The organism is Streptomyces sp. NPDC020958 (assembly GCF_055562175.1).
Genome location: NZ_JBVHFU010000030.1, coordinates 1 through 26,485, shown reverse-complemented (window position 1 = coordinate 26,485; position 26,485 = coordinate 1). Strand labels below are relative to the sequence as shown.

General features: G+C 70.3%; 22 protein-coding genes. 10 read left to right on the top strand and 12 right to left on the bottom strand.

Annotation, left to right across the window (positions count from 1 at the left end; translation table 11 throughout):
- Positions 1-34: 34 nt before the first annotated feature.
- The gene (locus ACZ3KP_RS40380; protein ID WP_427168727.1) at positions 35-1,219 is read left to right on the top strand and encodes a cytochrome P450; all 1,185 of its coding nucleotides are present in this window, start codon (positions 35-37) and stop codon (positions 1,217-1,219) included.
- A gap of 231 nt (positions 1,220-1,450) precedes the next feature.
- Here ACZ3KP_RS40380 and ACZ3KP_RS40375 read toward each other — a convergent pair whose 3' ends face one another.
- On the bottom strand, positions 1,451-1,873 hold the full coding sequence (locus ACZ3KP_RS40375) for a GlcG/HbpS family heme-binding protein (RefSeq protein ID WP_120049461.1): 423 nt from the start codon (positions 1,871-1,873) through the stop codon (positions 1,451-1,453).
- A gap of 117 nt (positions 1,874-1,990) precedes the next feature.
- Positions 1,991-2,632 (bottom strand): TetR/AcrR family transcriptional regulator, encoded by a 642-nt coding sequence (locus tag ACZ3KP_RS40370; protein ID WP_120049462.1) that lies wholly within the window; start codon positions 2,630-2,632, stop codon positions 1,991-1,993.
- A 313-nt stretch (positions 2,633-2,945) separates the two neighbouring features.
- Between ACZ3KP_RS40370 and ACZ3KP_RS40365 the strand changes: the two genes are divergently transcribed.
- The 7 genes from ACZ3KP_RS40365 (at position 2,946) to ACZ3KP_RS40335 (ending at position 9,995) form a co-directional block, all read left to right on the top strand.
- Positions 2,946-4,241, top strand: coding sequence for a Rieske 2Fe-2S domain-containing protein (locus ACZ3KP_RS40365; protein ID WP_120049463.1), 1,296 nt, complete (start codon positions 2,946-2,948; stop codon positions 4,239-4,241).
- A gap of 10 nt (positions 4,242-4,251) precedes the next feature.
- The gene (locus ACZ3KP_RS40360; RefSeq protein ID WP_467506066.1) at positions 4,252-5,217 is read left to right on the top strand and encodes a PDR/VanB family oxidoreductase; all 966 of its coding nucleotides are present in this window, start codon (positions 4,252-4,254) and stop codon (positions 5,215-5,217) included.
- Positions 5,214-5,630: a nuclear transport factor 2 family protein gene (locus ACZ3KP_RS40355; protein ID WP_467506065.1), complete on the top strand. Its 417-nt coding sequence runs from the start codon at positions 5,214-5,216 to the stop codon at positions 5,628-5,630. The genes ACZ3KP_RS40360 and ACZ3KP_RS40355 overlap by 4 nt, the downstream gene beginning before the upstream one ends.
- Positions 5,631-5,778: 148 nt before the next feature.
- On the top strand, positions 5,779-7,269 hold the full coding sequence (locus ACZ3KP_RS40350) for an aldehyde dehydrogenase (RefSeq protein ID WP_467506063.1): 1,491 nt from the start codon (positions 5,779-5,781) through the stop codon (positions 7,267-7,269).
- Positions 7,270-7,393: 124 nt separating this feature from the next.
- Entirely contained in the window at positions 7,394-7,990 is a 597-nt protein-coding gene (locus ACZ3KP_RS40345) for a nuclear transport factor 2 family protein (RefSeq protein WP_467506062.1), read from the top strand.
- Positions 7,990-9,057: a maleylacetate reductase gene (locus ACZ3KP_RS40340; protein ID WP_467506061.1), complete on the top strand. Its 1,068-nt coding sequence runs from the start codon at positions 7,990-7,992 to the stop codon at positions 9,055-9,057. Before ACZ3KP_RS40345 ends, ACZ3KP_RS40340 begins: the two co-directional genes overlap by 1 nt.
- An 11-nt stretch (positions 9,058-9,068) precedes the next feature.
- Entirely contained in the window at positions 9,069-9,995 is a 927-nt protein-coding gene (locus ACZ3KP_RS40335; protein ID WP_174856855.1) for a dioxygenase family protein, read from the top strand.
- A gap of 80 nt (positions 9,996-10,075) precedes the next feature.
- Here the strand turns inward: ACZ3KP_RS40335 and ACZ3KP_RS40330 are convergent, their stop codons facing one another.
- Positions 10,076-10,582: a TetR/AcrR family transcriptional regulator gene (locus ACZ3KP_RS40330; protein ID WP_381066873.1), complete on the bottom strand. Its 507-nt coding sequence runs from the start codon at positions 10,580-10,582 to the stop codon at positions 10,076-10,078.
- On the opposite strand from ACZ3KP_RS40330, the gene ACZ3KP_RS40325 reads away from it, so the two are divergent.
- Positions 10,566-10,850, top strand: coding sequence for a lipocalin family protein (locus ACZ3KP_RS40325; protein ID WP_467506059.1), 285 nt, complete (start codon positions 10,566-10,568; stop codon positions 10,848-10,850). The two genes, ACZ3KP_RS40330 and ACZ3KP_RS40325, sit on opposite strands and share 17 nt — an antisense overlap.
- A gap of 505 nt (positions 10,851-11,355) precedes the next feature.
- Here the strand turns inward: ACZ3KP_RS40325 and ACZ3KP_RS40320 are convergent.
- Genes ACZ3KP_RS40320 through ACZ3KP_RS40305 form a run of 4 tightly spaced genes read right to left on the bottom strand, consistent with a single transcriptional unit; the run spans position 11,356 to position 16,472 of the window.
- Complete coding sequence (locus ACZ3KP_RS40320) at positions 11,356-12,171, bottom strand: ATP-binding cassette domain-containing protein (RefSeq protein ID WP_467506058.1); 816 nt, start codon at positions 12,169-12,171, stop codon at positions 11,356-11,358.
- Positions 12,168-13,928 (bottom strand): ATP-binding cassette domain-containing protein, encoded by a 1,761-nt coding sequence (locus ACZ3KP_RS40315; RefSeq protein ID WP_467506057.1) that lies wholly within the window; start codon positions 13,926-13,928, stop codon positions 12,168-12,170. The genes ACZ3KP_RS40320 and ACZ3KP_RS40315 overlap by 4 nt, the downstream gene beginning before the upstream one ends.
- Complete coding sequence (locus ACZ3KP_RS40310) at positions 13,925-14,869, bottom strand: ABC transporter permease (RefSeq protein WP_467506056.1); 945 nt, start codon at positions 14,867-14,869, stop codon at positions 13,925-13,927. The genes ACZ3KP_RS40315 and ACZ3KP_RS40310 overlap by 4 nt, the downstream gene beginning before the upstream one ends.
- A 10-nt stretch (positions 14,870-14,879) precedes the next feature.
- Positions 14,880-16,472 (bottom strand): ABC transporter substrate-binding protein, encoded by a 1,593-nt coding sequence (locus ACZ3KP_RS40305; protein ID WP_467506055.1) that lies wholly within the window; start codon positions 16,470-16,472, stop codon positions 14,880-14,882.
- A 417-nt stretch (positions 16,473-16,889) separates the two neighbouring features.
- Between ACZ3KP_RS40305 and ACZ3KP_RS40300 the strand changes: the two genes are divergently transcribed.
- Entirely contained in the window at positions 16,890-17,507 is a 618-nt protein-coding gene (locus ACZ3KP_RS40300) for a TetR/AcrR family transcriptional regulator (RefSeq protein WP_381066853.1), read from the top strand.
- A gap of 78 nt (positions 17,508-17,585) precedes the next feature.
- Here ACZ3KP_RS40300 and ACZ3KP_RS40295 read toward each other — a convergent pair whose 3' ends face one another.
- From ACZ3KP_RS40295 to ACZ3KP_RS40275, 5 genes are all read right to left on the bottom strand, one after another.
- Positions 17,586-20,264, bottom strand: coding sequence for a family 78 glycoside hydrolase catalytic domain (locus ACZ3KP_RS40295; protein WP_467506054.1), 2,679 nt, complete (start codon positions 20,262-20,264; stop codon positions 17,586-17,588).
- A gap of 63 nt (positions 20,265-20,327) precedes the next feature.
- Positions 20,328-21,740: an MFS transporter gene (locus ACZ3KP_RS40290; RefSeq protein ID WP_467506053.1), complete on the bottom strand. Its 1,413-nt coding sequence runs from the start codon at positions 21,738-21,740 to the stop codon at positions 20,328-20,330.
- A gap of 265 nt (positions 21,741-22,005) precedes the next feature.
- A complete protein-coding gene (gene uidA, locus ACZ3KP_RS40285; protein WP_467506051.1) occupies positions 22,006-23,817 on the bottom strand; it encodes a beta-glucuronidase in 1,812 nt (603 codons plus the stop codon).
- A gap of 61 nt (positions 23,818-23,878) precedes the next feature.
- The gene (locus ACZ3KP_RS40280) at positions 23,879-24,697 is read right to left on the bottom strand and encodes an SDR family NAD(P)-dependent oxidoreductase (RefSeq protein ID WP_467506049.1); all 819 of its coding nucleotides are present in this window, start codon (positions 24,695-24,697) and stop codon (positions 23,879-23,881) included.
- 26 nt (positions 24,698-24,723) lie between these two features.
- Positions 24,724-25,926: a family 1 glycosylhydrolase gene (locus ACZ3KP_RS40275; RefSeq protein WP_467506047.1), complete on the bottom strand. Its 1,203-nt coding sequence runs from the start codon at positions 25,924-25,926 to the stop codon at positions 24,724-24,726.
- Positions 25,927-26,485: the final 559 nt, after the last annotated feature.

Here is a 26,485-nt window from a genome sequence, read left to right as displayed (position 1 = left end):
GTCGGCGAGCCGCCGAACAGACAGGGAGGAAGCCGTGTCCAACCCTGAGATGACTGCCCAGGCCGGGCCCAAGACCTCGTACTGCCCCTACCCGCTCTACGCCCAATTGCGGCAGCAAGGGGTGGCCTTCGTCGAGGAGGTCAACGCCTTCATGGTTACTCGGGCCGACGACATCGACGCGGTACTGCGTGACGTCGAGACGTTCTCCTCGCCCGACGCGCTCGGACTCCCGCCGATCGAGTCGAGGAGTGGGGCGACGAAGACAGGGTTCTATCTGATCACCAGTGATCCGCCGGAGCACACCCGGCGCCGTCGCTCGGCGGCCAGGGCGTTCACAGCCCGCCGGATCGCTCCTTTCGAACAGCAGATCCGGGCGACGTTCACGGAGCTGATCGAGGGCCTGCGTGGGCGCGATGATGTTGACTTCGTGGCCGACTTCGCCATCAAGCTGCCCATCGCTGTCATCGCCACGGTGCTGGGTGTCCCGGAAGCGGACACCGTCGAGATGCGGCGGCTCTCGGAGAAGGTGCTCGCCTCCCTCACCTCTTCACCGGACCTGGGCGGCTTCATTCGGGCCTGCGAGGAGTTCGGCGCGCTTTTGGCGCCGGCGCTGGAAGCGGCCGCCGGTGTCGGGCAGGAGACCACCATTCTGCAGACGATCGCGGCCTCCGGGCTCGACGCGGAGGACGCCACCCGGTTCGTCCTCGAGCTGCTGTTCGCCGACAACGTGACGACCGCCGATGCCATCAGCAGCAGCGTCAGGCTGCTGGCCGAGGATCCGTGGCTGGCCGACCAGTTGCGGCAGGACCCGTCGCGGCTGGCCACGTTCGTCAAGGAGTCGCTGCGCCTGGAGTCGCCCGTTCAGGGGCTGTTCCGGACCGCGACCCGAGACACCGAGCTCGGCGGCACCCCGATTCCGGCCGGCGCTCGCCTCCTGGTGAGTTTCGGAGCCGGCAACCGTGACGCGAGGCTGACCGAACGGCCCGCAGAGATCAACCTCGACCGTGTCTCGCCCCACGCACACCTCGCGTTCGGCCGGGGAGAACACACGTGCCTGGGTCACGCCCTCGCCCGCCTCGAGGCGCGCACCGCTCTGGAGGTGCTGCTGCACACGGTGCGACGCTTCGAGCTGGCGGTTGCACCGGAGCAACTCGACTACCAGCCCGGCCTGACCGTAAGGCATCTGCAGTCCCTGCCGGTTCGTCTGTACTGGTCCTGAGGGACTGTGCGGAGACTAGGCGTGGCTGAGACGCACACGCGGTTCGGCCGCGGCCTCCGGCTCACCCCCCGACATGGGCACCGTCCTCGTCATATAGCCCCGGATCGACGTTCCGGGGCGAGCCGGTCGCGCGACGCGGGGTCCGGCATGCTGACCGGCACACGGAGATCAGCCCTGCCCAGGGGACGCGACGACGCCCAGGACGGCCACCGTGCCGATCAGGCGACAGGCCTACGCGACGATCTTCGCGACGGAATCGCGAGCCTGCTGCGCGATGCGGTCGTCCGTGACGTCGTCCGCCCCGCCCACGCCGATCGCCCCGATGACCTCCCCTTCGGCCGTCACGATCGGCACGCCGCCGGCGACCGGCAGAAGGTTGGCATCGACCAGGTGGGGAGGCGCCACCTGCATCTGGGGGGACGCCGCGAAGGCCGCGAACTTGGCCGTCGGGACACCGCTCACGGCCGAGGTGTAGGCCTTGCGTCGCGCGGTCTCCACGCCGAGGAGGCCGACGCCGTCGTCGCTGAGGAGGACCTTGGTGACGCCACTTCGGTTGACCACGACAGCGCACACCTGGTGCCCGTCGGCCCTTCCCGCTTCCAGAGCGGCAAGTGCGGCGCCGTGTGCGATCTCGTAGCTGAGCGGCTCTCGCATGGAGCGGTTCCTTCCCTGGTCGACTCCGCCGGCCGTCTTCCGTGGAGTCCGCTCAGTATGTCGCCAATTCAGGCAAATGTGAAGGGGGAATCACATTCACATTTCCGGGCCCGGAGGTCACCGCGCCGGCGTGCCGAGCAGGTACAGACGGGCGACGTTCACCAGCTCGTCCGTCAGCTGACGCCACGCCAGCGGCCGGTCGGACTCGAACAGTTCGCCGTAGAGCACGCGGTTCTGACAGGTCCCGTAGATCAAGCGATAGACGACATCCAGACGCAAGTCCGGCTCCGGTGCGTCGATCACCGGGAGGATCGGCTCCAGGTACCGCCGGAAGACGTGGCCGGCATCGATGGCAGCCTCGGACCCGACCCGAGCCACCGCGGGGTCGGTGGCGCCCGCGGCCAGGAAGACGCGCATCAGGCGCTCGTGCGCTTGATACGTCTCCGCGAGTCCGGCGACCGCCGAGGCGACCAGCACGGTCGGCTCCGTGCATTGCGGAGCGAAGCGGCGGATGATGTCGGCGCGGAACTGGTCGATCATGTCGTGCTGCAGAGCCGCGATCAGGCGGTCCTTGTCGCCGAACCGTCGGTAGACACTGCCCACGGATACACCCGCCCGGGCAGCCACGGCCGCGACGGTGAGCGCTTCGGTGCCGCCCTCTTCGAGGAGGGCGGTGCCTGCCTCCAGGATCCGCTGCTGGGTCAGCCTGCTGCGCGCCTGCTGCGCCGGCGGCAGATCGAGCGACGGTTCGGTACTCATCGCCTCAGCGTATACGCCGTCGGCATGCGCCCCGGCAGCTCGCGCACGCGGGCCGCCGGGCCGCGAACTGCGGGGCGTCCGGCCGGTGTCCCACTCGGCCAGGCCCTGCGTCGCCGGCCCACTCGACCGGCCGGAGCACCTCGACGGACCCCCTCCCGAGGGCCCGGACATGACCCTTGACGCCACGCGAGAAGAAATGCGAATGTGAATTAACAATCCTATTTGAGGGCTGCACACGACGGTGCCCTCGCAGGTGATCCCCACCGCCCTGCAGGGCCACCGGCTGTGCTCCCGAGCCGCACGGGAGACAACGATGACCACCACTTCAGACGTCGACACCGGCACGGCCTACGGTCGTCCGAAGCCCTCGTACAACGCCCGTCTGCGCGAGGTCGGGCCCGGTACGCCCATGGGCGAGGCGCTGCGCCGCTACTGGCACCCGGTCGCCAGCTCGGAGGCGCTCGTCGCCGGCGCCCTGCCGCAGAAGACGCGGGTGCTCGGCGAGGACCTGGTCGTCTTCCGGGACGGGCAGGGCAGGCCCGGTGTCGTGATCGAGCGCTGCGCCCACCGCGGCGCCAGCCTCTTCTACGGCCGGGTCGAGGACGACGGCATCCGCTGCTGCTACCACGGCTGGAAGTTCGACGTCGAGGGCCGCTGCGTCGAGCAGGCCTGCGAGCCGGCCCTGGGGCGCAGGCGCGACGCGGCCCGTCAGCCGTGGTATCCCGCCGCCGAGCGCTACGGCCTGGTCTTCGTCTACATGGGCCCGCCCGAGCTCAAGCCCGAACTCCCCCGCTACGACGCGCTGGAGGACCCCGCGCAGGACGAGAAGTACTTCGCGAGCTGGCCGGTCCCGCACGCGGCGGTCCTCGGCATGCCGGCGGACTTCAGCTGGCTCAACATCTACGAGAACTCCGCCGACCCGACGCACGTCACCTGGCTGCACTCCACACACAGCGGCTACCAGATGCTGGGCACCGGCACCTTCGGCTACCCCGAGAACTTCTTCGACCCGGCCACCATCGCCGAGCGCCTGACGTACGAGCGCACCGACCACGGCGTGAAGTACACCCAGCGCTTCGAGATGGAGGGCGAGGACGGCGAGATCACCGAGTACGGCTTCGCGGTCGAGCAGCACCTGCCCAACGTCTTCGGCCTGCCGGACTACGTGAAGGTCACCCCCGACGCGCGCCCGGACCAGCTGCTGTGGGTCGTGCCCTCCGACGACACCAGCCACCGGCTCTTCTTCTCCATCCGCACCAACGACCCCGAGCGCATGGTCCGCTTCGTCATCGGCATCACGCAGAACGGCAAGCAGAACCACGAGCTGACCGACGAGGAGCGCCATCAGTTCCCCGGTGACACGGAGGCCCAGGGCTCGCAGGGCGCGATCACTCTGGACTCCGAGGAGACCCTGGCCACCGGGGACCGTGGCGTCGTCATGCTCCGTCGGATGCTGCTCGCGATGGCCGACGACGTCGAGGCCGGGCGGGACCCGATCAACATCGTCCGCGACGCGTCGGTGGTCCACCGCACCCAGTCCGGCCTCTTCACCCTCGGCAAACGCCCGGCGGGTGACAGCGCCGACGCCCCGGCCGCCGCCGGCATCTGAGCAGGAAGCAATGAGCAACAACGATTGGCTCGACACCATCGTGGCGGCCCGGCGCGACGCGACCGCCCGGATCATGGTGCTCGACCTGGTCACTCCCGGCGACGCCGAGCTGCCGGAGTTCGCCGCCGGCGCCCATGTCGACGTGCTCGTGGACGGTGCCGCCGGGCTGGTCCGCCAGTACTCCCTGTGCGGGCCCCCGCACGACCGCACCCGCTACCGGCTGGCGGTACTGGCCGAGACGGCGTCGCGCGGCGGCTCGCTGGGGATGCACCGGCTCCGCGAGGGCGACCGGCTGCGGATCTCCCGTCCACGCAACAGGTTCGGCGTCTCGGACCAGGCGCGTCGCCATCTGCTGGTGGCCGGCGGTATCGGCGTCACTCCCCTGCTGGCCATGGCGCACGCGCTCGAAGCCAGGGGCGCGGAGTACGCGTTGCACTACTGCGCCCGGAGCCGGGAGGATGCGGCGTTCCTCGACGAGCTGGAGCACAACCCCCGCGTGCGGCTCCACTTCGACGACGGCCCGGACGACCAGCGCTTCGGCATCGCCGCCGACATCGGCCCGCCGGAGCCCGAGACGGCGATCTACGTCTGCGGTCCCGGCGGCTTCATGGACTTCGTGATCTCCTGCGCCCGCGAAGCCGGATGGCCCGCCGAGGCGATCCACAAGGAGCGCTTCGCTCCCGTCGAGGACGCCGCCGCGCACACGGCCGGCGGGACCTTCGCCGTGCGGCTCGCCAAATCCGGGGGCGAGTACGAGGTCAAGGAGGGCGAGAGCGTCCTCGACGTCCTGCTCGCGGGCGGCGTCGACGCCCCCTACTCCTGCCAGCAAGGGATCTGCGGCGAGTGCATCGTGCGCGTCCTCGCCGGAGAGCCCGACCACCGCGACGACATCCTGACCGACCGTGAACGCGCGGACGGCATGTTCACCACCTGCTCATCGCGAGCACACTCACCGATTCTGGAGCTGGACCTGTGACCACCACATCGACAACATCCGCCACCTCCACCGCCGAGACCGTCCAGGCGATCGAGCAGGCAGAGGCGGCCTGGCTCGTGGCTCTCACCAAGGGTGAGGAAGCGATGAACGCCCTCATGCTCGAGGACTGCCGGGCCGTCCACGGCCCCGTCGGGAAGATCGACGCCGGGAACGACTTCGTCCACTTCACCTGGACCCGCCGCCGCATGGTCTTCACGAGGGCCGAGGAGCTCAGCATCACGGTGCGGGGCAACACCGCGATCACCACCTGCCTCCAGGAGATGCACATCATCTTCGACGAGAACCTCCCGCCCTTCCCGGTCCAGGAGACGGTGACGCGGGTCTGGGAGGAGACCCCGGAGGGCTGGCGCCTGGCCCACTCGCACCAGGCCAAGCGCATGCCCCCGGTCTGAGCCCCGGGAGGGCCGACCGTCCTGCCCTCATGCCGCCGCCGCTGTTCGATGAACGGACATGAGGGTTCAGGGCGGGACGCCGACCACGCAGAGTTCGGCCCAGACGGTTCGTGCGGCGATCGCCGCTGTTGTGGAAGTGGGACAACACATGTCAGCTACAGAGATCGAGGCAGCCACGTCCGGCGCGGTACGGACCAGCGACCTCCTCATCGCGGGCGAGCACGTCGCGGCCAGGGACGGCCGCTACTTCGAGACGGTCGAGGCCCTGACCGGTGAACCGATCGCACGGGTCGCCGCGGCCTCCGCCGAGGACGTCAATCTCGCGGTGGACGCGGCGGCGGCCGCCCTTGAGGAGTGGTCGGGCCTACCGCCGGCCGCACGGCGGTCGGTGCTGGAGCGCGCGGCTGTCCTGCTCGGTGAGCGCACGGACGAGATCGTCGCCACGATGAGCCGCGAGATGGGCGCCACGCTCCCCTGGTGCGGCTTCAACGTGCACGTCGCGAAGGGCATGTTCGTCGAAGCGGCGGCCCAGGCCTACGCGGCCGTCGGCGAGGTCATCCCCTCCGACGTGCCCGGCCTCACCGCTCTCGGCGTGCGCCAGCCGGTCGGCGTGGTCGTCGGCATCGCACCGTGGAACGCTCCGCTGATCCTCGGCGTGCGCTCCATCGTGTGGCCGCTGGTGTGGGGCAACACCGTCGTACTGAAGTCCTCCGAGCAGACGCCACTCACCCAGGCCGCCATCGTCCAGGTACTGCACGACGCAGGCGTGCCTGCCGGAGCGGTCAACCTCATCAGCAACGCGCCCGAGGACGGCCCGAGCGTCGTCGAGGCCCTCATCGCTCACGCCGCCGTGACGCGCGTGAACTTCACCGGATCCAGCCGCGTCGGCCGCATCATCGGCGAACTCGGCGGCCGGTATCTGACGCGCGTGGTCCTCGAACTCGGCGGCAAGGCGCCCTTCCTGGTGCTTCCCGACGCGGATCTGGAGGAGGCCGCCGCCGCGGCCAACTTCGGCGCCTTCATGAACCAGGGCGAGATCTGCATGTCCACCGAACGCGTCATCGTGGACCGGAGTGTCGCCGACGAACTCTGCTCCCGCCTGGCCGACCGGGCCGCCAAGCTGGTCGTGGGCCCGCCGAGCGACCCCGCCTCACAGATCGGTCCGCTGGTCCACGCAGCCGCCCGCGACCACGTGGTCGCGCTGATCGAGGACGCCCGCGCCAAGGGCGCGCAGGTCCTGACCGGCGGCACGGCCGACGGCCTGTTCGTGCAGCCCACCGTGCTGCGCGGCGTCACACCGGACATGCGCATCTACCGCGAGGAGTCCTTCGGCCCGGTGGTCTCGATCATCGAGGTGGACTCCACCGACGAAGCCGTCGCGGTCGCCAACGACACCGAGTACGGCCTCTCCGCCGCCGTCTTCGGCAAGGACGCCGCCGCCGCCCTCGACGTGGCCCGCCGGATCAAGTCCGGCATCTGCCACATCAACGGCGCCACCGTGCACGACGAGCCCCAGATGCCCTTCGGCGGGGTCGGCGCCAGCGGCTGGGGCCGCTTCGGCTCCCGCGCCGCACTGGAGGAGTTCACCGAGCTGCGCTGGATCACCATCCAGTCGGGATCCCGCCACTACCCCATCTGAGGGACGCGAGCGAGGTCGTACGGCGCACGTGAGACAGCGTGCGCCGGGCCCGGCACTCCCCGCCGCAGCTGTCCCTCGCAGGCGGCTTGCATCCCGTCGTACCAGACCGAGCGGAGATCGAACCATGTCGCAGGCCGACACCGACCGCCACGAGATCCGGCAGCTCGTCGAGAACTGGGCGCTGTGGCGCGACGCCGGGGACTGGGACCGCTTCGCCACACTCTGGCATCCGCGCGACGGCCGGATGAGCGCCACCTGGTTCCAGGGAAGCGCCACCGACTTCATCAAGGCCAGCCGTGAGGGCTTCGAGAACGGCGTCAGCATCCTGCACTTCCTCGGCGGCCACACCGCGGACACCGCCGGCGACCGGGCCCTCGCCCAGACGAAGATGACCATCAACCAGCGCGCGAGCGTCGACGGCGTCGAGGTCGACGTCGTGTGCACCGGCCGCTTCTACGACTTCCTCGCCCGCCACGAGGGACGCTGGACCCTCGTGCGCCGGCAGCCGATCTACGAGAAGGACCGGCTCGACGTCGTCGACCCCGCCGCCTCACTGACCTTGGACCCCAACCTTCTCAACCGGTTCCCGACCGGCTACCGGCACTTGGCCTACCTGCAGACCAAGGCGGGTTTCACGGTGAAGGACGGGCTTCCCGGCCTCACCGGCACAGCAGTCGAACAGCTCTACGGCGAAGGCAAGCAATGGCTGGCGGAGGCCTGATGAAGTTCACACACGAAACCCTTCCCCAGCGCGTGGTGTTCGCGGCCGGGGAGTCACCCGCCGCCGTCGCGGCGGAGGTCGAGGCGCTCGGCGGTTCCAAGGTCATGCTGATCGCGTCGGACCGCGAGCGGGAGCTGGCCGACCCCATCGCCAAGGAGCTCCCGGTCGTGCTGCGCCACGAGGAGGTCGTGATGCATGTGCCGGTCGAGGTCGTGGGGCGGGCCCTGCGGGCGGCGGTCGACGCGGGCGCGGACATCCTGGTCAGCGTCGGCGGCGGCTCGACCACGGGCCTGGCCAAGGCGGTGGCGCTGACCACCGGGCTGCCCATCGTCGCGGTCCCCACCACCTACGCCGGCTCGGAGGCGACCAATGTGTGGGGCCTGACCGAGGGCGAGACCAAGACCACCGGCGTGGACGACAAGGTGCTGCCCGCGTCGGTCGTCTACGACGCGAGCCTGCTGACCACGCTGCCCGGCGAGATGACCGTGGCCAGCGGCCTGAACGCGATGGCGCACTGTGTGGACTCGATGTGGGGACCGCGCGCCGACCCCATCGACCGGGCGCTGGCACAGGAGGGCATCCGCGCACTGGCGACCGGCCTGCCGGCGGTGGCCGACGACTCGACGAGCACGGAGGGCATCGAGCAGACGCTGTACGGCGCCTACCTCGCCGCCGTCGCCTTCGCCTCGGCCGGCTCAGGGATGCACCACAAGATCTGCCACGTCCTCGGCGGCATGTTCAACCTCCCGCACGCACAGACCCACGCGGTCGTGCTGCCCCACGTGCTGGCCTTCAACGCGCCGCACGCCCCCGAGGCGGAGGCGCGCATCGCCCAGGCCTTGGGCGCGGTGTTCCCCACGCGGACGGCGAGCGCCGGCCTGGGCGCCCTGCGCCAGGCGCTGGACGCGCCGCGGGCGCTGCGCGACTACGGCATGCCCGAGGACGGCGTCGCCAAGGCGCTGGGGCCGATCATCAAGGCGATACCGGCCAACAACCCCACCCCTGTCACCTACGCGAACCTGACCGCGCTGCTGCACGCGGCGTGGGCCGGCGACCCGATCAGCTGAAGGAGGCCGTCATGGCTACCTACGTCAATCCCGGCTCGGCCCAGGCCGCCATCTACCGCGAGGTGGCGCCGGAGCAGCAGGCGGTCGAGCAGCAGCTCGTCGACAACGTCGTGGCCTCCTTCGACGCCTGCCAGGACCCGCGGCTGCAAGAAGTCATGATCTCGCTGGTCAAACACCTGCACTCCTTCATCCGCGAGGTCCGGCTGACCGAAGAGGAATGGGGCACCGCGATCGACTTCCTCACCAAGGCCGGCCACATCACCGACGACGTCCGGCAGGAGTTCATCCTGCTCTCCGACACCCTCGGCGCGAGCATGCAGACCATCAACGTCAACAACCAGGCCTACAAAGGCGCCACCGAGGCCACCGTCTTCGGGCCGTTCTTCGTCGAGGGCTCCCCCGCCATCGAACGCGGCGACGACCTGGCCTTCGGTGCCCCCGGCGAACCCTGCTGGGTCGAGGGCACCGTCACCGACACCGACGGCACCCCGCTCCCCGGCGCGCGGATCGAGGTCTGGGAAGCCGACGAGGACGGCCTCTACGACGTGCAGTACGACGCCGGCAAACGCGCCGGCCGGGCACACCTGTTCTCCGCGGCCGACGGCGGCTACCGCTTCTGGGGCCTCACCCCGACGCCGTACCCCATCCCGAACGACGGACCCGTCGGCAAGATGCTCGACGCGGTCGGCCGCTCACCGCTGCGCGCCAGCCACCTGCACTTCATGGTCTCCTACGAGGGAGCGCGCACGTTGGTGACCCACATCTTCCCCGAGGGCGACCCGATCGGCCGCAAGGACACCGTCTTCGGCGTCAAGGACTCGCTGATCAAGCGGTTCGAGCGGCAGCCCACAGGCACGCCGACGCCCGACGGCCGCGTCATCGACGGCACGTGGAGCCGGGTGCGTTTCGACATCGTCCTCGCTCCCAAGGGCGTGTGACTGCCTGCCGCTCAGACCGAGCAGGAGGGTCCCGCCGTCGAGACGGCGGGCCGCGTCGCGACGGGGTCGTTCCACCCGCGCTATCGGCGCTTCGCGGCGCCCGGGGCGAGCAGGCCGTCCACCACCAGTTGGGCCAGGGCGGAGGCCCTGGCCAGGCGCTCCGCCTGCGTAAGGTGCTCGGGGCGGCCCAGGCGCCGGGCGAAAGGCTCCTGCACCAGTCCGCCCACGGGAGCAATGATGGCGAAGAACAGGACGTCCATCGGGACCCGTGCCATGTCCCCGGATGCCGTCAACCGCTCGATGCTGGGCACGACGAGGGCGAGCGTCGGCTCGATGTAGCGCTGGTAGAGATAGTCCAGTCGCTCGGTGTCCCGCCCGAACTCGTCCAGCATCAGCATCGCCAGGTACGGCTCGCCGACGTTGACGCGGTAGAACTCCGTGACGAACTGACGCACCACGTCCTTGTCGTCGCCCCCGGGCGCGGCCGGCGCCATGCGCGTGAGCTGGGCCCCCAGCGCGGCGTCCACGACGGCACGCCAGAAGGCCGCCTTGGAGCCGTAGCGGTCGTTGATGAAGGTGTGGCTCACTCCGAGACGGTGGGCCGTCACCGAGGCCACCCTCACACCTGACGAGGCCACCCGCTGGACCAGCCCGGCCACCGGCGAGAGCTACCCCACGCGCTGGAAGGTCACCATCCCGGCTGAGGACGCCAAGCTGAACGTCACCGTCTACGCCAAGGACCAGGAACTGACCGTACCCACACCTGGCTACGAAGGCAGCGCCGCCATCAACGGCACCTACGACCACCGCCCGGTCACCGGCACCACCTACATCGAACTCACCAACGGACAGTAGCCGCCGGCGGCGGCCGGTGACGGCGGATGCTGCGGACGACCTGGCCGACCACCCCGGCCGTCCGCAGGCCGCTTGTGGCGCCCTTGACAGGGGTGCCGGCCCGTGTCGCGGACACCGGTTCGCCGGAGGTGATGCCCGCTTCACCGAACGAGTCGACGGCCACCCAGTGCTCCGCTCCCGCATTGAGGGATCGCAGGTCCAGGGCCGCACCAGCAAGCTGTGGTACAGCTTCCTCGGGTGGCGGCCGTAGCGGACGTTGTACCCGGTGGCCCCGGATGCTGCGTCCCACTCGACCCCGGCCCCGTCCCCGTCCCCGTCCTGGAACAGGTTCGGGTCCCAGAAGGGGAAGGTCCCCGGCGTGACCTCGACGAAGTTGTCGGACAGGGGATCGACGCTGCGTAGGCGAGGTCGAGCGGGTTGCAGTACGTGCGTTTCGCCGACGTCGACTGGTCTTCGTTCAAGGGGTGGTGCGCCATTCGGTCCTCGTCAGTCCTGGGCGTGCGGGTCACAGGTGCCGGCGCGCCGCGCGCCGCCGTCGCTGTTCGGCCGGGTCCGCGACCGGCGCGGCCAGCAGCAGCCGTTGGGTGTAGGGGTTTTCGGGGTTCGTGGTGACCTCGCCGGCCGGCCCGGTCTCGACGATGTCGCCCCGGTGGATGACGCTCACGCGGTGGCTGATGTGCCGCACGACCGCGAGGTCGTGCGAGATGAACAGGTAGGCCACCCCGGTGCGCCGCTGAATGCCGACGAGCAGATCGAGGACGCGGGCCTGGGTGGTGAGGTCGAGCGCCGAGACCGATTCGTCGCAGACGACGAGCCGCGGGGCGGGCGCGAGGGCGCGGGCGATCGCGACGCGCTGCCGCTGACCGCCGCTGAACTCCCGCGGCAGCCGCTGCGAAGCGTCCTTGGGCAGTCCCACCTGGTCGAGCAGCTCCGCCACCCGGTGCCGGGCCGCATCCGCCGCGACGCCCTGCACGACCAGCGGTTCGCTGAGGATGTCGCCGATGGTGAGGGACGGGTTGAGGGAGGAGTACGGGTCCTGGAAGATCACCTGGATGTCCCGCGCCAGGGCGCGGCGCTCCGTGCGTCCGGCACGAGTGATGTCGTGACCCGCGAAGCGGACGGTGCCGCCGCTGGGCGCGACCAGGCCAAGCACGCAGCGGCCGATGGTCGTCTTGCCGGAGCCCGACTCGCCGACGACGCCCAGGGTCTCGCCCTGTCCCAGGGTGAGCGACACGCCGTGCAGGACCTCGTGGGGGCGGGCTCGGAAGCCCCGCCCGGGGTAGGTGACGCGCAGGTCGCTCACCTCCAGCAGCGTGGTCATCGGGTCTCCGTTTCGAGTACATCCGCGGGGGTGGCCGGCGGGTCGGCGCGCAGGGTGGTCTCGTCGAGGATCGAGTCCAGGAGGCTGCGCGTGTACGGGTGCTTCGGCGCGGCGAACAGCTCTTCCGTCACGCCGGTCTCGACGACCGTGCCCTCCCGCATGACGGCCACACGGCTGCAACTGTCGGCGACCACACCGAAGTTGTGGGTCACGAGCAGCACGGCCATGTTCAGGTCCTTCCGGAGGTCGCGCAGCAGGTCGAGGATCTCGGCCTGGACGGTGACGTCGAGGGCGGTGGTCGGTTCGTCGGCGATGAGCAGCTGGGGCCCGCCGGCGACCGCGCCGGCGATGAGGACGCGCTGGGCCATGCCGCCGGAGATCTGGTGCGGGTAGGAGCGGAAGGTGCGTTCGGGGTCGGGGATGCCGACCCGGGCGAGGAGCGCCAGGACCCGGTCGCGGGCCTCGCCCCTGGACATGGGCGTCGCCGCGCGCAGGCCCTCGACGAGCTGGGCGCCCACTGTGCAGGACGGGTCCAAGTTGGACATGGGTTCCTGGGGGACGTAGGCGATGGACATGCCTCGCACCGCGCGCAGTTCGCGTTCGCTCAGGCCGAGCAGTTCGCGCCCGTCGAGCCGGATCGAGCCGCGCGTGACGACCGCCTCCGCGGGCAGCACTCCGAGGGCGGCGAACGCGGTCTGCGTCTTGCCGGAGCCGGACTCGCCGACCAGGCCCAGGGTCTCCCCCGCCGACACGCTCAGGGTGACGCCGCTGACGACCTCCTTCAGTTCGCCGGTCGGGGTCGGATAGGCGATCGCCAGGTCGTCGACGGTGAGCAGTGCGGTGACGACGGCCTCCTGAGCGGGCGGCGGCCGGTACCCGGTGGCGGTCACGATCCGGACCGGCTTGGGGCGCCCGCCCTCCAGGGCGTCCCGCAGGGCGTTCCCCAGGAGTACGAGAGAAGCGGTGATGATGCCGAGCACAAGGCTCGGCCACAGGAACTGAAGCGGCTCCTCGTACAGGTTGGTGAAGCCCTCGGAGATCATCGCGCCGAAGCTGGGCACGGTGGTCGAGCCCACGCCCAGGAAGGCCAGGCCCGACTGGACGGCGATGGCGGACCCGGCGAGGAACGCGGTGGCGATGATCACCGGGCCGCGCACCACGGTGAACACGTGCCGTCGCAGGATGCGCCGGTCGGGCAGGCCGGAGACCCGGGCAGCGTCGACGTAGAGCTCGTTCTTCACGCCGAGGACGAGATTGCGTACGAGGCGGTAGATGCCGGGCGAGAGCAGGACGCCGAAGACGACCATAGTGGCCCGGTAATCGCCCTTGGTGACCGGCATCAGGATGATGAGCAGGAGCAGCCCGGGGAACGTCATGATCAGGCTGAAGAGCCATTCGGTGACATCACGCACCCGTCGCCCGAAGTAGCCGCCGACGAGCCCGGACGTGACCCCGATCGCGAGGGCGATGCTCGCGCCGATGAGCGCGGAGACCACGCTGGTGTTGACGGAGAACAGGAGCCTGGCGTAGATGTCGCGGCCGCTCTTGTCCCCGCCGAGCAGGTAGCCGTGGTCACCGATGCCGGCGTTGACGGCGTCCAGGTTCGCCTGGTTGGCACTGTGGTCGGTGAGGACGGGCGCGAGGAGCCCGAGCAGGACGATGACGATCAGCAGGCTCGCGCTGACGACGGCCTGCGGGTCGGTGATCAGGCGCCGCAGGATCGACCTGCGGCGCGCATCCGTGGTCTCCGTGGTCAACGGACCGTCCTCGCCTTCGGGTTGAGCCAGCCGCCCAGCAGGTCGACGACGAGGTTGACGGCCACGACGAGCAGCACGCCGAAGAGGCTGATGCCCATGATGATCGGCACGTCGCCCTGCAGGGAGGCGTTGAACGCGTACTGGCCGAAGCCGGGCAGCGCGAAGATCTGCTCGATGATCAGGGCCCCGCCGAGCATCTGGATGAACTCCAGGGACAGCACCGTGAGGGCCGGTCCGGCGGCGTTGCGCAGGGCGTGGCGCAGCACGATGGAGCGGGTGGGGATGCCTCGGGTGCGTAGGGTGCGAACGTAGTCCTTGCGCAGTTCGCCGATCATGGCGCCGCGGATCTGCGAGGTGAGGCTGGCGATCCCGCCCATCATCAGGGCGGCAACGGGAATGGCGATGGAGGACGCCCAGCGGGTCGGACTCTCGCTGAAGTCCGTGTATCCGGTGGCCGGGAACACGTGCAGTTTGATGGCCAGTACGTAGACCAGCGCGATGGCGACGAGCAGGCTCGGCACGAGGTAGCCGATCATCGCGGCGCCCTGCGCGAACCGGTCGACGGCGCCGCCGCGGGAGGCGGCGGCCACCCCGAGGGCGACACTGATGACCGAGGTGACCAGCAGTGCGACCACGACGATCGACAAGGTGACACCAAGCCTGGCGGTGATGGCGGAGCGGACCGGCTCGCTGGTGAAGTACGAGGCGCCGAGGTCGCCGCGGACGGCGTGCGCGAGCCAGTCGGCGTACTGGACGGCGACCGGCCGGTCGAGGCCCATCTGTGCCTTCTGGGCTGCGATCTGCTGCGGGGTGGCGCCGTTGCCGAGGACGCTGCCGGCCACGTCGTCGAAGGACGTGCTGAGCAGCAGGAACGTGATCGCGGTCACCAGGACCGCGAGCACGAGGCCCGCGGTCAGGCGACGCAGCACATAGAGCGTCATGAGTGGCGGCTCACCCTCCGGACTGCGACGAGCCGGCCACACCGAACTGCCGGATGGTGGCCATCGTGGAGGAGCCGTCGCCGAGGTAGGTGATGCCCTTCTTGGTGGCCCAGTCGGTGCCGAGGAAGAAGACAGGCGCCAGCCATGCGTTCTCGACGCCGAACTCGTTGATCTCCCGGTAGATTCCGGCGGCCTTGGCCGGGTCGAGTTCCTTGGCCGCCTGGTCGAGGAGGCCGGTCAGCTTCGGGTCCGTGGAGCGGAAGACGTTGCGGAAGCCGGCCGGAGTGTAGAAGCTGCGGGTCATGATCGCGTCGGAGGCGAGGCCTTCCACCAGGAGGAACATCGGATACTTGCCCGACGCGACGGCGGTCGTGGTCTGCTGGGCAGGCACCGGCTCCCAGGTCACCTTGACGCCGATGTCGGCGAGCGCCTGGGTGAAGAGCGGCTCGAAGCTCTTGGTGAAGACGAGGCTCGGCATGGTGACCGAGAAGCCCTTCGGGTATCCGGCCTCGGCAAGCAGCTTCTTGGCCCCGGCGACGTCATAGGGGTACACCTTGTTGAGCGCCTCGTCGTAGGCCCCGCCCTTCGGGTTGAACAGCTGTTCGGTGGGCTTGCCGGATCCGCGCAGCACCTGGGTGACCATCTTCTGCCGGTCGAAGGCCAAGTTGATGGCCTTGCGGACGCGCAGGTCACGCAGTGGCTTCAGCTTGCTGCCCTTGCGGTCGCCGAGGACGAGGAAGGCGCCGGCGGTCGCCTGCACATGGGTGATGTCGAAGCCGGCCGCCTTGATCGCGGAGATCTGGGAGACGTCGACAGTGCCGGCGTTGGTCTCGCCCGCCTTGAGGGCGTTGGCCGACGCGGTCGGATCGGTGATCACGCGTATCTTGACCGTCTTGAACGGGTACGCCTTCTTGTTCCAGTAGTCGTCGCGCCGGTTGAGGACGTACACCGAGCCGTTGACCGTGGCCTTGGTGTCGAGGGTGTACGGGCCCGAGCCGACCGGGTTGAGGGCGGTGCTCTTGGCGGCCATCGTCTTCGGATCGCCGATCACGCCGGGCGCCGTCGACAGCGCGCCGAGCAATGAGGCCTCGGGCCGGGAGAGCTTGATGACCACCGTCGAAGCGTCGGGTGCCTCGACCGAGGAGACGGCGGCCAGCGACAGCTGGCTCTGACCGGGCGTCGACCGGATCCGCTCCAGGGTGGCCTTCACCGCGTTCGCGTCCACCGGATCACCCGAGCTGAACTTCATGCCCTGGCGGAGCTTCAGGGTGAGCGTGCGAGCGTCCTTGGAGTACGCCCAGCTCCGCGCCGCCCCCGGGTGGAGTTCGCCCTTGTTGTCCTGGAGCAGCAGCGTGTCGAAGATCGAGTCCCAGACGTAGGTCTGCTGACCCTCGATGAGCTGGGCGGGGTCGAACGAGTTGGGTGTACCGAAGATGGACAGCGCGAGGGTCGCGTCAGCGTTGGAGTTCGAGGTGGCGGCCGGGGCGCTGTCGCACGCCGCCGTGGCCGTCGCCAGCAGAGCGACGGCCACGGCGGCCGCCGGGGCCTGCGAGTGCCGTCGCGGGCGTGGCAAGGGGCGGGAACGCGAGAAGCGGATGCGCATGGGCGGATTCCTTCGTCCTGGAACCTGAAGAGCCGAGGCCTTCGTCAGTGCGTCGGTGTGTGGGTGCGGTCATGCGGGGTGCACGAGCGGCCGATGCACGCGTGGGGTGCGCGGCGGAGCCCCGTGAGGCCGGCATGCGGGTGGTGAACAGGGAACGGCAGCCGCAGATCCGCCGGCGCCCCGTCACGCGAACAGTTACCACGTGGTCGGATTTCATTCGGAAGGTAAGCCCCGGCGAAAGGCGCGGGAAGACAGGAGACCCCGTTCGTAATCAGAGCGTTACCCGGCGCGCATTCACCGCACCCCGCCCCTTGCGCTCGCGACTCTGTGCCGTCCAGACTCCGGGGAGCTATGAACTTCTATGGTTTGGAAGGTTTTCGTCGCCGTGATGCGGGATTCGGGAAGAGGAAGCGCACTGTGACCCAGGCCAAGGTCCGCGGCCCGTACACCAAAACCCCCGCCAGACGGGCCAAGATCGTCGGGGCGGCTCGCGAGAGCTTCGCGGAACACGGGTTCACGAAGGCTTCGCTGCGGGACATCGCCGAGCGGGCCGGCATCACCCACGCCGGGCTGCTGCACCACTTCCGCAACAAGGACGACCTGCTGGCCGCCGTGCTCGCCGAACGCGACACCGAGGAGCGGCAGTACGCCGAGTCACAGGTGCCGGACATGGACCATCTCACGCCGTACCTCGGTGACCTGCTGCGCCACCACCAGGAGGCCCCCGAGCTGATGCGTCTGTGGATCGAGCTCGCGGCGGCCGCCTCCCGCCCGGAGCACCCCGCGCACGGCTACTTCGCGCACCGCTACGCCTGGGGACGCGACCAGTTCGCCCGGGGCATGCGCGGCAAGGCCGACCGCGGCGAACTCCACGCGGCACTCGCCCCCGAACACGCGGCCACCCTGCTCCAAGCCGTCCTCAACGGCCTGCAGTTGCAGTGGCTGCTCGACCAGGACCTCGACATCGTCGGCCCGATCGAGGCCTTCATGCGCATGACATTTCCACAGCCGGCAGAACCGGGCGACGAGGGATGACCCGGGCACCCTCGCCGTGCGGCGGTACGGCGTGATCGAGGTTCTCCCGGCCACCCGTCCCGTCGCCCTCTCCCGATGTCAGCTCGATGCACTCCCCTCCCCCATACGGCGGGTGGCGCTGAACCTGCCGCAAGAGACCGGCTCCACGATCGCGCCGTCAGGGAAGACGATGCGTGCGGTGGTGGCCGGGGGGACGTCCACCGTGATGGTGAACAGGTCGCCCGTCGTGCGCCATTCGACGGCGATCGTGCCCTGCGCAGACTCGTGGGTCCCACGGACCCAGGGCACGGACGGGTGCGGGACGGGCGCCACCTCGAAGGACTCCCAGGCGCTCGACCCCGACGCCTGACTCAGCCCCAGCACGTGGGTGTGCAGGAAGCGGACCACCGCGCCCTTGCTGTAGTGGTTGAGGGAGTCGTGCGCGGTGCCGGTGTCGTCGACGCCCTCCCAGTCCTCCCAGACGGTGGTGGCGCCCCGGTCCAGCATGTACAGCCAGGACGGTGCGGTGCGCTGGAGGAGCAGCTCGTAGGCGACATCGGCGTGTCCGGTGTCGGCCAGGACCGGGAGCAGGTCACCGGTCGCGAGGAAGCCCGTGGTGAGGTGGGTACCGGCCGCGCGGATCAGCTCGACCAAGCGCGCGGCGGCGGCCTCGCGCAGCTCCTCGGGGACAAGTCCCAGAGACAGCGCGCGTACATAACCGGCCTGGGTGTCGCCGGTGGTGCGTCCGTCGGGCGAGAGGAACTCGGTGCGCCAGGCGCCGCGGATCCGGTCGGCGGTCGCGGCGTAGCGGGCCGCGTCCTCGGCGCGGCCCAGCACCCGCGCGACTCGGGCCAGGGTCGCCGTCGAGCGGTACAGGAACGCGGTGCCGGTCTCGCCCTTGTCAGCCATGAACCAGGCGACGGGGTCGCTCTGAACGGGGTCGATACGGGTGCCGTCGGCCGCCTTCGCCTTCGGTTCGGCCCACTCGCCCCAGTGGAAGGAGCCGTCCCAGAGGTACTGTTCGTGCGGCGGCGGCTCCGCCGAGCGTTCGACGCGGGAGTGGTGGCGGGCGGTGCGGGCGGTGGTCAGCGCCCACTCCACCCAGCCGACCATCGCCTCCCAGTTCTCGGCGAGGACCTCCCGGTCGCCGTAGGACTCATACAGCTCCCATGGGACGGCGACGACGGCATCGCCCCAGCCGGCCGAGCCGGTCATCATGGCGAACTGGTCGTCGAGGTGGTGTTTGATACGGCGTCCGTCGGGCGAGAAGTTGGCGATCCGGCCGTCGGGCAGCTGGTCGTCGCGGACGGAGCGCAGCCATTTGCGGCTGAAGCCCAGGACGTCGTACAGGCGCGTGGCGGTGGGGGCGAAGACCTGGTAGTCGCCGGTCCAGGCGAGGCGTTCGCGGGTCGGGCAGTCGGTGGGCACGTCGACGGCGTTGCCGCGAAAACTCCACTCGGCGATGTCGTGAAGGCGGTCGAGGTCTTCGTGACCGCACGCGAAGGTGCCGATGCGGCGCAGGTCGGAGTGGACGACCCGCATGACGGGACTCGCCGGGTCGAGCGGGGCGCCGTCGCGGCGGATACGGGCGTAGCGGAAGCCGTGCACGGTGTGGCGCGGCTCGAACGTCTCGCCACCCCCCGCGGAGACGACTTCGTCGCGCTGGACGAAGGGAATCGGAGCCTGTCCCGGTCGGGCCGCGTCGAGGTGAGTGGTCGTCAGATCACCGTCTGCGCCCACGTGTTCACCGTAGTCGATGACGGTACAGGTACCGGCCGGGCCGAGGTCGCTCAGGCTGATCCAGCCGGAGGCGTTCTGGCCGAAGTCGGCGATCCAGAGCCCGTCCTCGATCTCCTGGACCGACTGTGCGGGCCGTGACTCCACCACCCGTACCGGCGGTGCCGGCGACCAGGTGATCGCGGGCGCCTCGACCCGGTCCACGAGGACCGGTTTCTCGGTGCCCCGTCCGACGCGGAAGTCGGTGCTCTGCCCGTCCATGAGGTCGGCCCGGGTGATGGCCGACTCCGCGCTCGTCCAGGTTTCGTCGGTACGGACGAGCTGCCGTGTGCCGTCTTCGTGCACGAGGTGCAGCTCGACTCGAGCGCCGGGGACCGTGCCCCAGCCGGCCGGTTGGCGGAAGGCGCCCACCTGGCCCCGGTACCAGCCGTCGGACAGCAGGATCTCGATCCGGTTGTCGCCGGTGACGACGGCGGCCGTGACGTCGTAGGCCTGGGCGTGGAGCGTACGGTCGTAGGAGGTGGATCCGGGCGTGAGTTGGGCGGTGCCGGCCCGCTCTCCCTTGACGTATGCCTCGTACACCCCGAGTGCCGTCGCGTACAGCCGTGCCGAGCGCACCCCGGCCGGTACCTGGAACCGGGCCGACAGGGCGTACGCGGGCCGCCCGCCGTATCCGGGATCGCCGGACTCGGCGGGACTGATCCAGCGCGCCCGCCAGTCGGCGGCGAGCAGACCACTCTCGAACGCGTGCCACCGCGACCACGGCGAGTCGTCGTCGCCGTCGGCACCAAGCGCCCGGACCCGCCAGGCCACCCGGCGACCGCTGTCCAGCGCCGCCCACGGCCAGGCGAGGAACCGGTGCCCGCCCACGGCGGTGGTCACGGGGGGCCGCGCCACGCCGTCGACGGTGCCCTCCACCTCGTACGACACCGGCCGCGCCGCGTCCGACGGCGGCTTCCAGGACAGCCTGGGTGCGGGCCCCGACACGGGGAAGTCGTCACCGCCGCTGTCGATGCCCAGGTCGTACGGTGCGTTGCGCATGCTGTGCCTTCTCGGGACTCGGTGGAACGGGATGCTTCTCGGGGCGACGGCTGGGAGGCGGCCCTACCGGACCGACTTGATCCTGAACTTGACGATCAGGCCACCGAACAGTGCCAGGACCGCGCCGAGCAGATAGAGCGGCGTGTAGTTCTTCTCGCCACCGGCACTGACCCCCAGAGTGATGACGAGCGGAGCGATGAGCGGGGCGACAGCGCTGGGGATCTTCTGCGCGAAGCCGACGACGGCGAGGTAGCGGCCGGCCTCGGCCCGGTCGGGCAGGACGGCGAACACGATCGCCTGGTCGACGGCGCTGAACACGGCAATGGCGAACTGCATCAGCACGGCGCCGACGACCAATTGGGGCAGCGAGTGGGCGAACGCCTCGGTGACGGCACCGGCGACGAACACCGTGGAGCCGATCAGGGTGAACAGCTTGCGCCGGCCGAGCTTGTCGGAGAGGAAGCCGCCGCCGATGGCGCCGCCCGCCGCGGCCACCACGCCGATGGTCCCGATGACCGCCACGATCCCGGCGACCTCCTTGACCGGCAGGTCGAGCCGCTGCGCGTAGAAGAAAGTGCCGAAGGCGGTGTTGAAGTAGAGGCCCATGAAGAAGATGAAGCGGCCGAGCCAGTTCCAGCCGAAGTCCGGGTACCTGCGCGGGTTGAACCCGTAGCTGGCGGCCATACCCCTCAACGTCACACCGTTGGTGTGCACCAGCCCGCGGGAGTCGCCCTCGGGCTTCAGTACGGGGAAGAGCAGCACCAGGGCGGCACCGATGACGCCCGGGACCAGGAACACCAGGAAGGTGCTGGAGGCCACCGCGTACGCGAGGCCGATACCGATCACCGGGGCGATCTGGGTCATGACGCCGGTCAGGGCCGAGACCCGACCCCGCTGCTCCTCCGGCACCCGGTCCGCCTGGACGTTCTGGATCGCCTGCCCGGCCGTCGACCAGCCGACCATGCCCACCACCCAGGCGAGGCCCAGCAGGAGGACCGACGGCGCGAGGGCGACCCCGGCGAGCGCGGCGGTGCCGACCAGGGCACCGCCGATCATGAAGGGTGTGCGGCGGCCGAGCCGGGAACGCGTGCGGTCGCTCCAGAGACCGATCAAAGGGCTGAGGACCAGGTAGACGGCCTGGGCGGACCCGGTGACGTACCCGAGTCGCTCCTCGTGCCCGGGAGCGAGGTCGTCGATTCGCACCGCGAGGGAGTAGGAGAGCGGCACCATCAGGGCCAGGGAGCCGCCGAAGCTTGCGATCATCAGCCACAGGAGGTAGCCCTTGCCGACCGTCCGGAGCGGCGGTGCCTCGATCTCGGGCGTGGCGGGCGGGGTGCCCGGCTCGGGCGTGGCGGGCGGCGTGGCCCGCTCGGGCGTGGCAGGCGCGGTGTCCGGAGTCTGTGCCTGGGCCGGGCGCTGCGGCGGTGCCGTCGATGAGGGGACCACCACGCTGACGTCCCGGTCGTCGTGAGGCATGAGGACTCCTTTGTCACATGGTTGCGAGGCACGGCGGCGACCGCCGGGGGCAGGGGCTGTCGGGGCCAGAGGCGTCGGCCGCTGCAGATCCGCGCGATCGAACTGGTCGGCGTCGCGCGGGGACATACGTGCGGTGGAGCGGCGGTGGTTGCTCGGTCAGGCGCTGCAAGGAGCGGTGGTACGAGCAGTCCTGGCTGACGCGACGGGCTGGAGGTACGGCCGGTGCTGTACCTCCGGTATGTCCCACGGCGGCCCGTGGGTGGCGTCAGTCGGCCGAGACTCGGCCGGGCTTGCGGCCGTCCAGTCCCTGCCAGCGGCGGCGCAGCGCGAACGCGGCGGACTTGGGCTTCCGGTCGCGGGTGAACACGCCCTTCTTGTTGCCGTCGACGCGGTGGATACCGTTCGAGGTCTGGAAGTCGGCAAAGTTCCACACGTGTTCGCCGACGAACTCGGGGATGCGGTCGAAGACGCGGTGGTACATGGCGAGGAGGTCGCTCTGGTACTCCTCGCTCCACGGGGCGTCCCAGACGGAGTGCAGGCCAGGCTGGGTGTCGGCTCCGTACTCGGACATCATGACGGGCTTGCCGAAGCGCTGGACCCAGCCGCGCAGATCCAGCTCCAGATACCCTTCGGCGGTCGAGAGGTCGCCGGTGAACAGGTACCAGCCGTAGTAGCGGTTGATGCTCAGGACGTCGAACAGGTCGCCGATCTTGTCGTTCTGCGGGGTCGCGAACATGACGGCGGAGTAGGTGAGGGGCCGGGTCGGGTCGAGTTTGCGGGCCAGTTCGACCAGCGGCTCGAAGTACTCGCGGGCGCCGTCCTCGTTGGAGGCGGGTTCGTTGGCGAGGGACCACATCACCACGCTCGGGTGGTTCTTGTCCCTTTCGATCAGCTCCCGCAGGTGCTGGGTGTGGACGTCGCGGGTGGTACCGCCGAAGTTCTCCGGCGCGAAGGTCGGGGTCGGCGGCACACCGGTCAGCCCGCCCTGGACACCCAGGTTGAGTCCGACGGCGGCGGTCTCGTCGATGACGACGATGCCGTGCCGGTCGGCGAAGTCCAGGACCTCCTCGGCGTAGGGGTAGTGGGAGGTGCGGAAGGAGTTGGCGCCGGTCCACTGCATGAGCTGGAAGTCGTGGACGAGGTAGGCGTCGTCGTGACCCTTGCCGCGGACGGGGGTGTCCTCGTGTTTGCCGAAGCCGGTGAAGTAGAACGGCTCCCCGTTGATGAGGAATTCGGTGCCGCGCACCTCGACGGTCCGGACCCCGAAGGGCTGGGTGTAGCTGTCGACCGTCTCGCCGTCCACGGCCAGTTCCACGACGAGGTCGTAGAGGTAGGCCGCGCCCGGCTGCCAGAGCGTGACCTCCTCAATGCGCAGGACGCCTTCCGGGCCTGCTCCCTCCGCGACGGTCCGGCCGGCCTCGTCCACCGCGCGCACCCGCACGGCGGCCGTGTCGGCGTCCTCGCCGACGCTCTGAACGAGGTAGCCAACGGTGCCGGCCGCGCCGTCCCGGCCGGTGACGACGGTGACGTCCTCGACGTAGGTCGTCGGCGTGCTGTACAGGCGGACCGGGCGGGCGATGCCCGCGTAGTTGTAGAAGTCGTGCAGATACGACTGCCGTTCGCGGCCGTCGGGGCCGGTCGTGACGGTGCCGGGCGGGATGGTCGTGTTCGTCAGCCGGTTGTCGACCCCGACCGTCAGCCGGAACGCGGCGCCCGGCTCGACGACGCCGGTCAGGTCCGCCTCGAACGGCGTGTAGCCGCCGGTGTGTTCGGCCACGAGCCGTTCGCCCACGTAGACCTGCGCGGCGTGGGTGACGGAGCCGAAGCGCAGGACCACGCGTTCGCCGGTCCAGCCGTGCGGGACGCGCACGTCGCGCTGGTACCAGACGACGCCGACGTGGTCGCGGATCTCCGGGTCCACGAACAGGTCGTTGTAGCTGGCGGGCACGGGGACTTCGAGCGGCGGGGGCAGGCGTGATGCCCACGGGGCGGTGCCGGTCCGGGTGCCGGGTGCGAACCGCCACAGGCCGTCGAGGCCGACGGCGTCGCGGGTGGGGGTGGTGCGGGGCGAGAGCATGGAGTTCCTACCGGGTGCTCGGTGCGGTCGGGTTGGTCGGGGCAGTCGTGGCGATGTGCGGTTACGCCGTGTCGCCGGCGTCGGCGAGGAGCGTGCTGCCCGTCATGAAGGCCGAGAGGTCGCTGGCGCAGAACAGGACCACGCGGGCGATGTCGTCGGGCACGCCGAGCCGGCCGAGGGGGCCCGGCCGCATCACGGACTGGATCGCCTCGGAGTCCAGGGGCACCCCGGCAGCGGCGGCCGCCATGTTCCCCTCGGTCGGAACGAATGTCGGTGCGACGCCCAGTACACGGATGCCGAACGGGGCGAATTCCAGGGCGAGTTGCCGGGTGAGTCCGCGTGCTGCGTGCTTGGAGCCGACGTAGGCGGCAAGGCCCGGGGCCGTGCCGCGGAACCCGGCCGTGGAGACCACGTTGACGATGACGCCCCCGTGTCCGGCGTCGCTCATCCGGCGTGCGGCCTCCCGGGAGCCGAGAAAGACCCCGCGGGTGTTGACGGCGAACACCTCATCGAATGCCTTGTCGGACATCTCCAGGGCTGACACGCTGGGGAAGATGCCGGCGTTGTTCACCCAGATGTCGATCCCGCCGAGCTCCCGGACCGCGAGGTCGGCGGCGGCCACGACGCTGTCGGGTTCGGTGACGTCCAGGTGGGCGGCCAGGGCTCGGCCCTGACCCCGGCAGTCGAGATCCTGGGCGACGGAGGTGGCGAGTTCGTCCTCGATGTCCGCGACGAGCACGTCCGCTCCCGCCTCGGCGAGCCGTTCGACGACGGCCCGGCCCAGCCCCCGGCCCGCGCCGGTCACGACGGCACGCCGCCCGGTCAGCGAGACGAGTTCGGCCAGGGACTTCGACGAGACGTCGGGTACGGAAACCTGCACGGTGTGTCCTCCGTTGGGCGGGGCGGTCAGATCCGGCCGCAACGGGCGGTCTCGCCCAGCCACGCCAGAGAGGGCTTGGGGCGACGCTCGAACGTCTCGCGGTCGACCTCGACCAGGCCGAACGTCGGCGCCCAGTGACCCCACTCGTAGTTGTCGAGCAGGCTCCAGTGCAGATAGCCGCGTACGTCAACCCCGTCGGCGATCGCCTTGCCGAGGTGCTCCAGGGCATCGCCGGTGTAGGCGATACGGCGGGTGTCGTCGCCGGTGGCGATGCCGTTCTCGGTGACCAGGATCGGCAGGCCGCCGGTGACCTCGGCGGTGTGGCGCACCGCGATGCCCAGGGCGTCGGGCCGGTAGGCGGTCCCCACGAGGGTGTTGTCCGGGTGCGACGGATAGGGCTCGATGCCGTCCTGGCCGACCCACTGACTGGAGTACGACTGCACACCCACGAAGTCGTCGTCGCGCGCTCCGTCAAGGTAGAGGTCCTCCCAGGTGCGCTCCAGTTCCCGCTTCTTCTCCTCCTCGCCGGGACGGGCCACGAAGGCGCGGTTGGCGACCGTCCAGCCGATCTTGGCGCCGGTGCGCTCGCGCAGCACCGCCCGCGCGGCGTGGTGCGCTTCGACGAGCCGCTCACCGATGGCCGGGTCGGGGGCCGGCAGCTGCGGACGCGGGCCGTCGTTGTCGAGGGTGGGGCTCTGCCACTCCCCGTCGGCCTGCGGGTTCTGGAAGGCCCGCGCCATGCCGACCATGATGGCCAGCATGTTGGGCTCATTCATGGTGACGACCCACTCGACGCCTTCGAGGATCGGCGCGACCGTCTCGACGTAGGTCCGGAACCGGTCGATGGCGCGCTCGCCGAGCCAGCCGCCCTCCTGGGCGAACCAGAGGGGGCTGGTGAAGTGGTGCAGGGTCACGACCGGGGTCAGGCCGAGCTCGAAGGTCGTCTCGATCATGCGCCGGTAGTGGGCGAGTTCGGCACGCGAGACCATGCCGGGCACGGGCTCGATGCGGGCCCATTCGATGCCGAAGCGGTAGGCGTTGAGGCCGGCGTCCGCGAGCAGCCGCATGTCCTCGCGGTAGCGGTGGTAGCTGTCGCAGGCGTCGCCGCTGCGCTCCATGCCGGGGATGCGTCCCTCGTTGGCCCAGAAGTCGCTGTTGAGGTTGTTGCCTTCGATCTGGTGCGGGGCCGTGGATGCGCCCCAGAGGAATCCGGGAGCAAGTTCGGTCATCGTCGACTGCCTTCCTGAGTGCCGAGGGTGACGGTCCCGGCGGCGCTCGGACAGCCGGGGCATGTCTGCGGGCCCGGACAGTGACTGCGACCGAGCACCAACACTTACCAAGTGGTTGGTTTTCGCTGGAAGGTAAACCGGGACCACGAGGAGAGGAAGACAGCGGGGAGGATTCGTAATCTGAGCGTTACATTCACGGGCGGACTTCGTCCCGTCGGGTGGCCGGCGGCCGGGCGTCGCCGCGTCCACTGCCGCGCCCGGCGACGCGGACGCTCCGCGCGGGAGATTCTCACCGCGCTCGAGCACGACCCTCGCACGGCAGACCCAGGGTGGTTCAGCGCCTGGGGCTGCCCCTTCAGCGGGCTGAGGTGCTGGGCGACACCGTCTGCATGAGTGTGGGCGGCACGGGTTGGTGGCTCTCCGGCCGTGGCCGGGATCGTTCATGGCCGCGTGATCGCCGTGGGGGCGGGGTCGGGCCAGGCGCCCGCGCTGTTCAGCCGGCGTCCGCGGTGTCGTCCCGGCCGAACAGCAGTCGTACGAAGTCGGTGACCGGCCCCAT

What these genes read in the sequence shown, in the direction of transcription:
- ACZ3KP_RS40375 (WP_120049461.1), bottom strand. Translation starts at nt 1,873, where the DNA reads ATGCGAGAGCCGCTCAGCTACGAGATCGCACACGGCGCCGCACTTGCC.
- ACZ3KP_RS40370 (WP_120049462.1), bottom strand. Translation starts at nt 2,632, where the DNA reads ATGAGTACCGAACCGTCGCTCGATCTGCCGCCGGCGCAGCAGGCGCGC.
- ACZ3KP_RS40365 (WP_120049463.1), top strand. Translation starts at nt 2,946, where the DNA reads ATGACCACCACTTCAGACGTCGACACCGGCACGGCCTACGGTCGTCCG.
- ACZ3KP_RS40360 (WP_467506066.1), top strand. Translation starts at nt 4,252, where the DNA reads ATGAGCAACAACGATTGGCTCGACACCATCGTGGCGGCCCGGCGCGAC.
- ACZ3KP_RS40350 (WP_467506063.1), top strand. Translation starts at nt 5,779, where the DNA reads ATGTCAGCTACAGAGATCGAGGCAGCCACGTCCGGCGCGGTACGGACC.
- ACZ3KP_RS40345 (WP_467506062.1), top strand. Translation starts at nt 7,394, where the DNA reads ATGTCGCAGGCCGACACCGACCGCCACGAGATCCGGCAGCTCGTCGAG.
- ACZ3KP_RS40340 (WP_467506061.1), top strand. Translation starts at nt 7,990, where the DNA reads ATGAAGTTCACACACGAAACCCTTCCCCAGCGCGTGGTGTTCGCGGCC.
- ACZ3KP_RS40335 (WP_174856855.1), top strand. Translation starts at nt 9,069, where the DNA reads ATGGCTACCTACGTCAATCCCGGCTCGGCCCAGGCCGCCATCTACCGC.
- ACZ3KP_RS40325 (WP_467506059.1), top strand. Translation starts at nt 10,566, where the DNA reads ATGAAGGTGTGGCTCACTCCGAGACGGTGGGCCGTCACCGAGGCCACC.
- ACZ3KP_RS40320 (WP_467506058.1), bottom strand. Translation starts at nt 12,171, where the DNA reads ATGACCACGCTGCTGGAGGTGAGCGACCTGCGCGTCACCTACCCCGGG.
- ACZ3KP_RS40310 (WP_467506056.1), bottom strand. Translation starts at nt 14,869, where the DNA reads ATGACGCTCTATGTGCTGCGTCGCCTGACCGCGGGCCTCGTGCTCGCG.
- ACZ3KP_RS40305 (WP_467506055.1), bottom strand. Translation starts at nt 16,472, where the DNA reads ATGCGCATCCGCTTCTCGCGTTCCCGCCCCTTGCCACGCCCGCGACGG.
- ACZ3KP_RS40295 (WP_467506054.1), bottom strand. Translation starts at nt 20,264, where the DNA reads ATGCGCAACGCACCGTACGACCTGGGCATCGACAGCGGCGGTGACGAC.
- ACZ3KP_RS40290 (WP_467506053.1), bottom strand. Translation starts at nt 21,740, where the DNA reads ATGCCTCACGACGACCGGGACGTCAGCGTGGTGGTCCCCTCATCGACG.
- uidA (WP_467506051.1), bottom strand. Translation starts at nt 23,817, where the DNA reads ATGCTCTCGCCCCGCACCACCCCCACCCGCGACGCCGTCGGCCTCGAC.
- ACZ3KP_RS40275 (WP_467506047.1), bottom strand. Translation starts at nt 25,926, where the DNA reads ATGACCGAACTTGCTCCCGGATTCCTCTGGGGCGCATCCACGGCCCCG.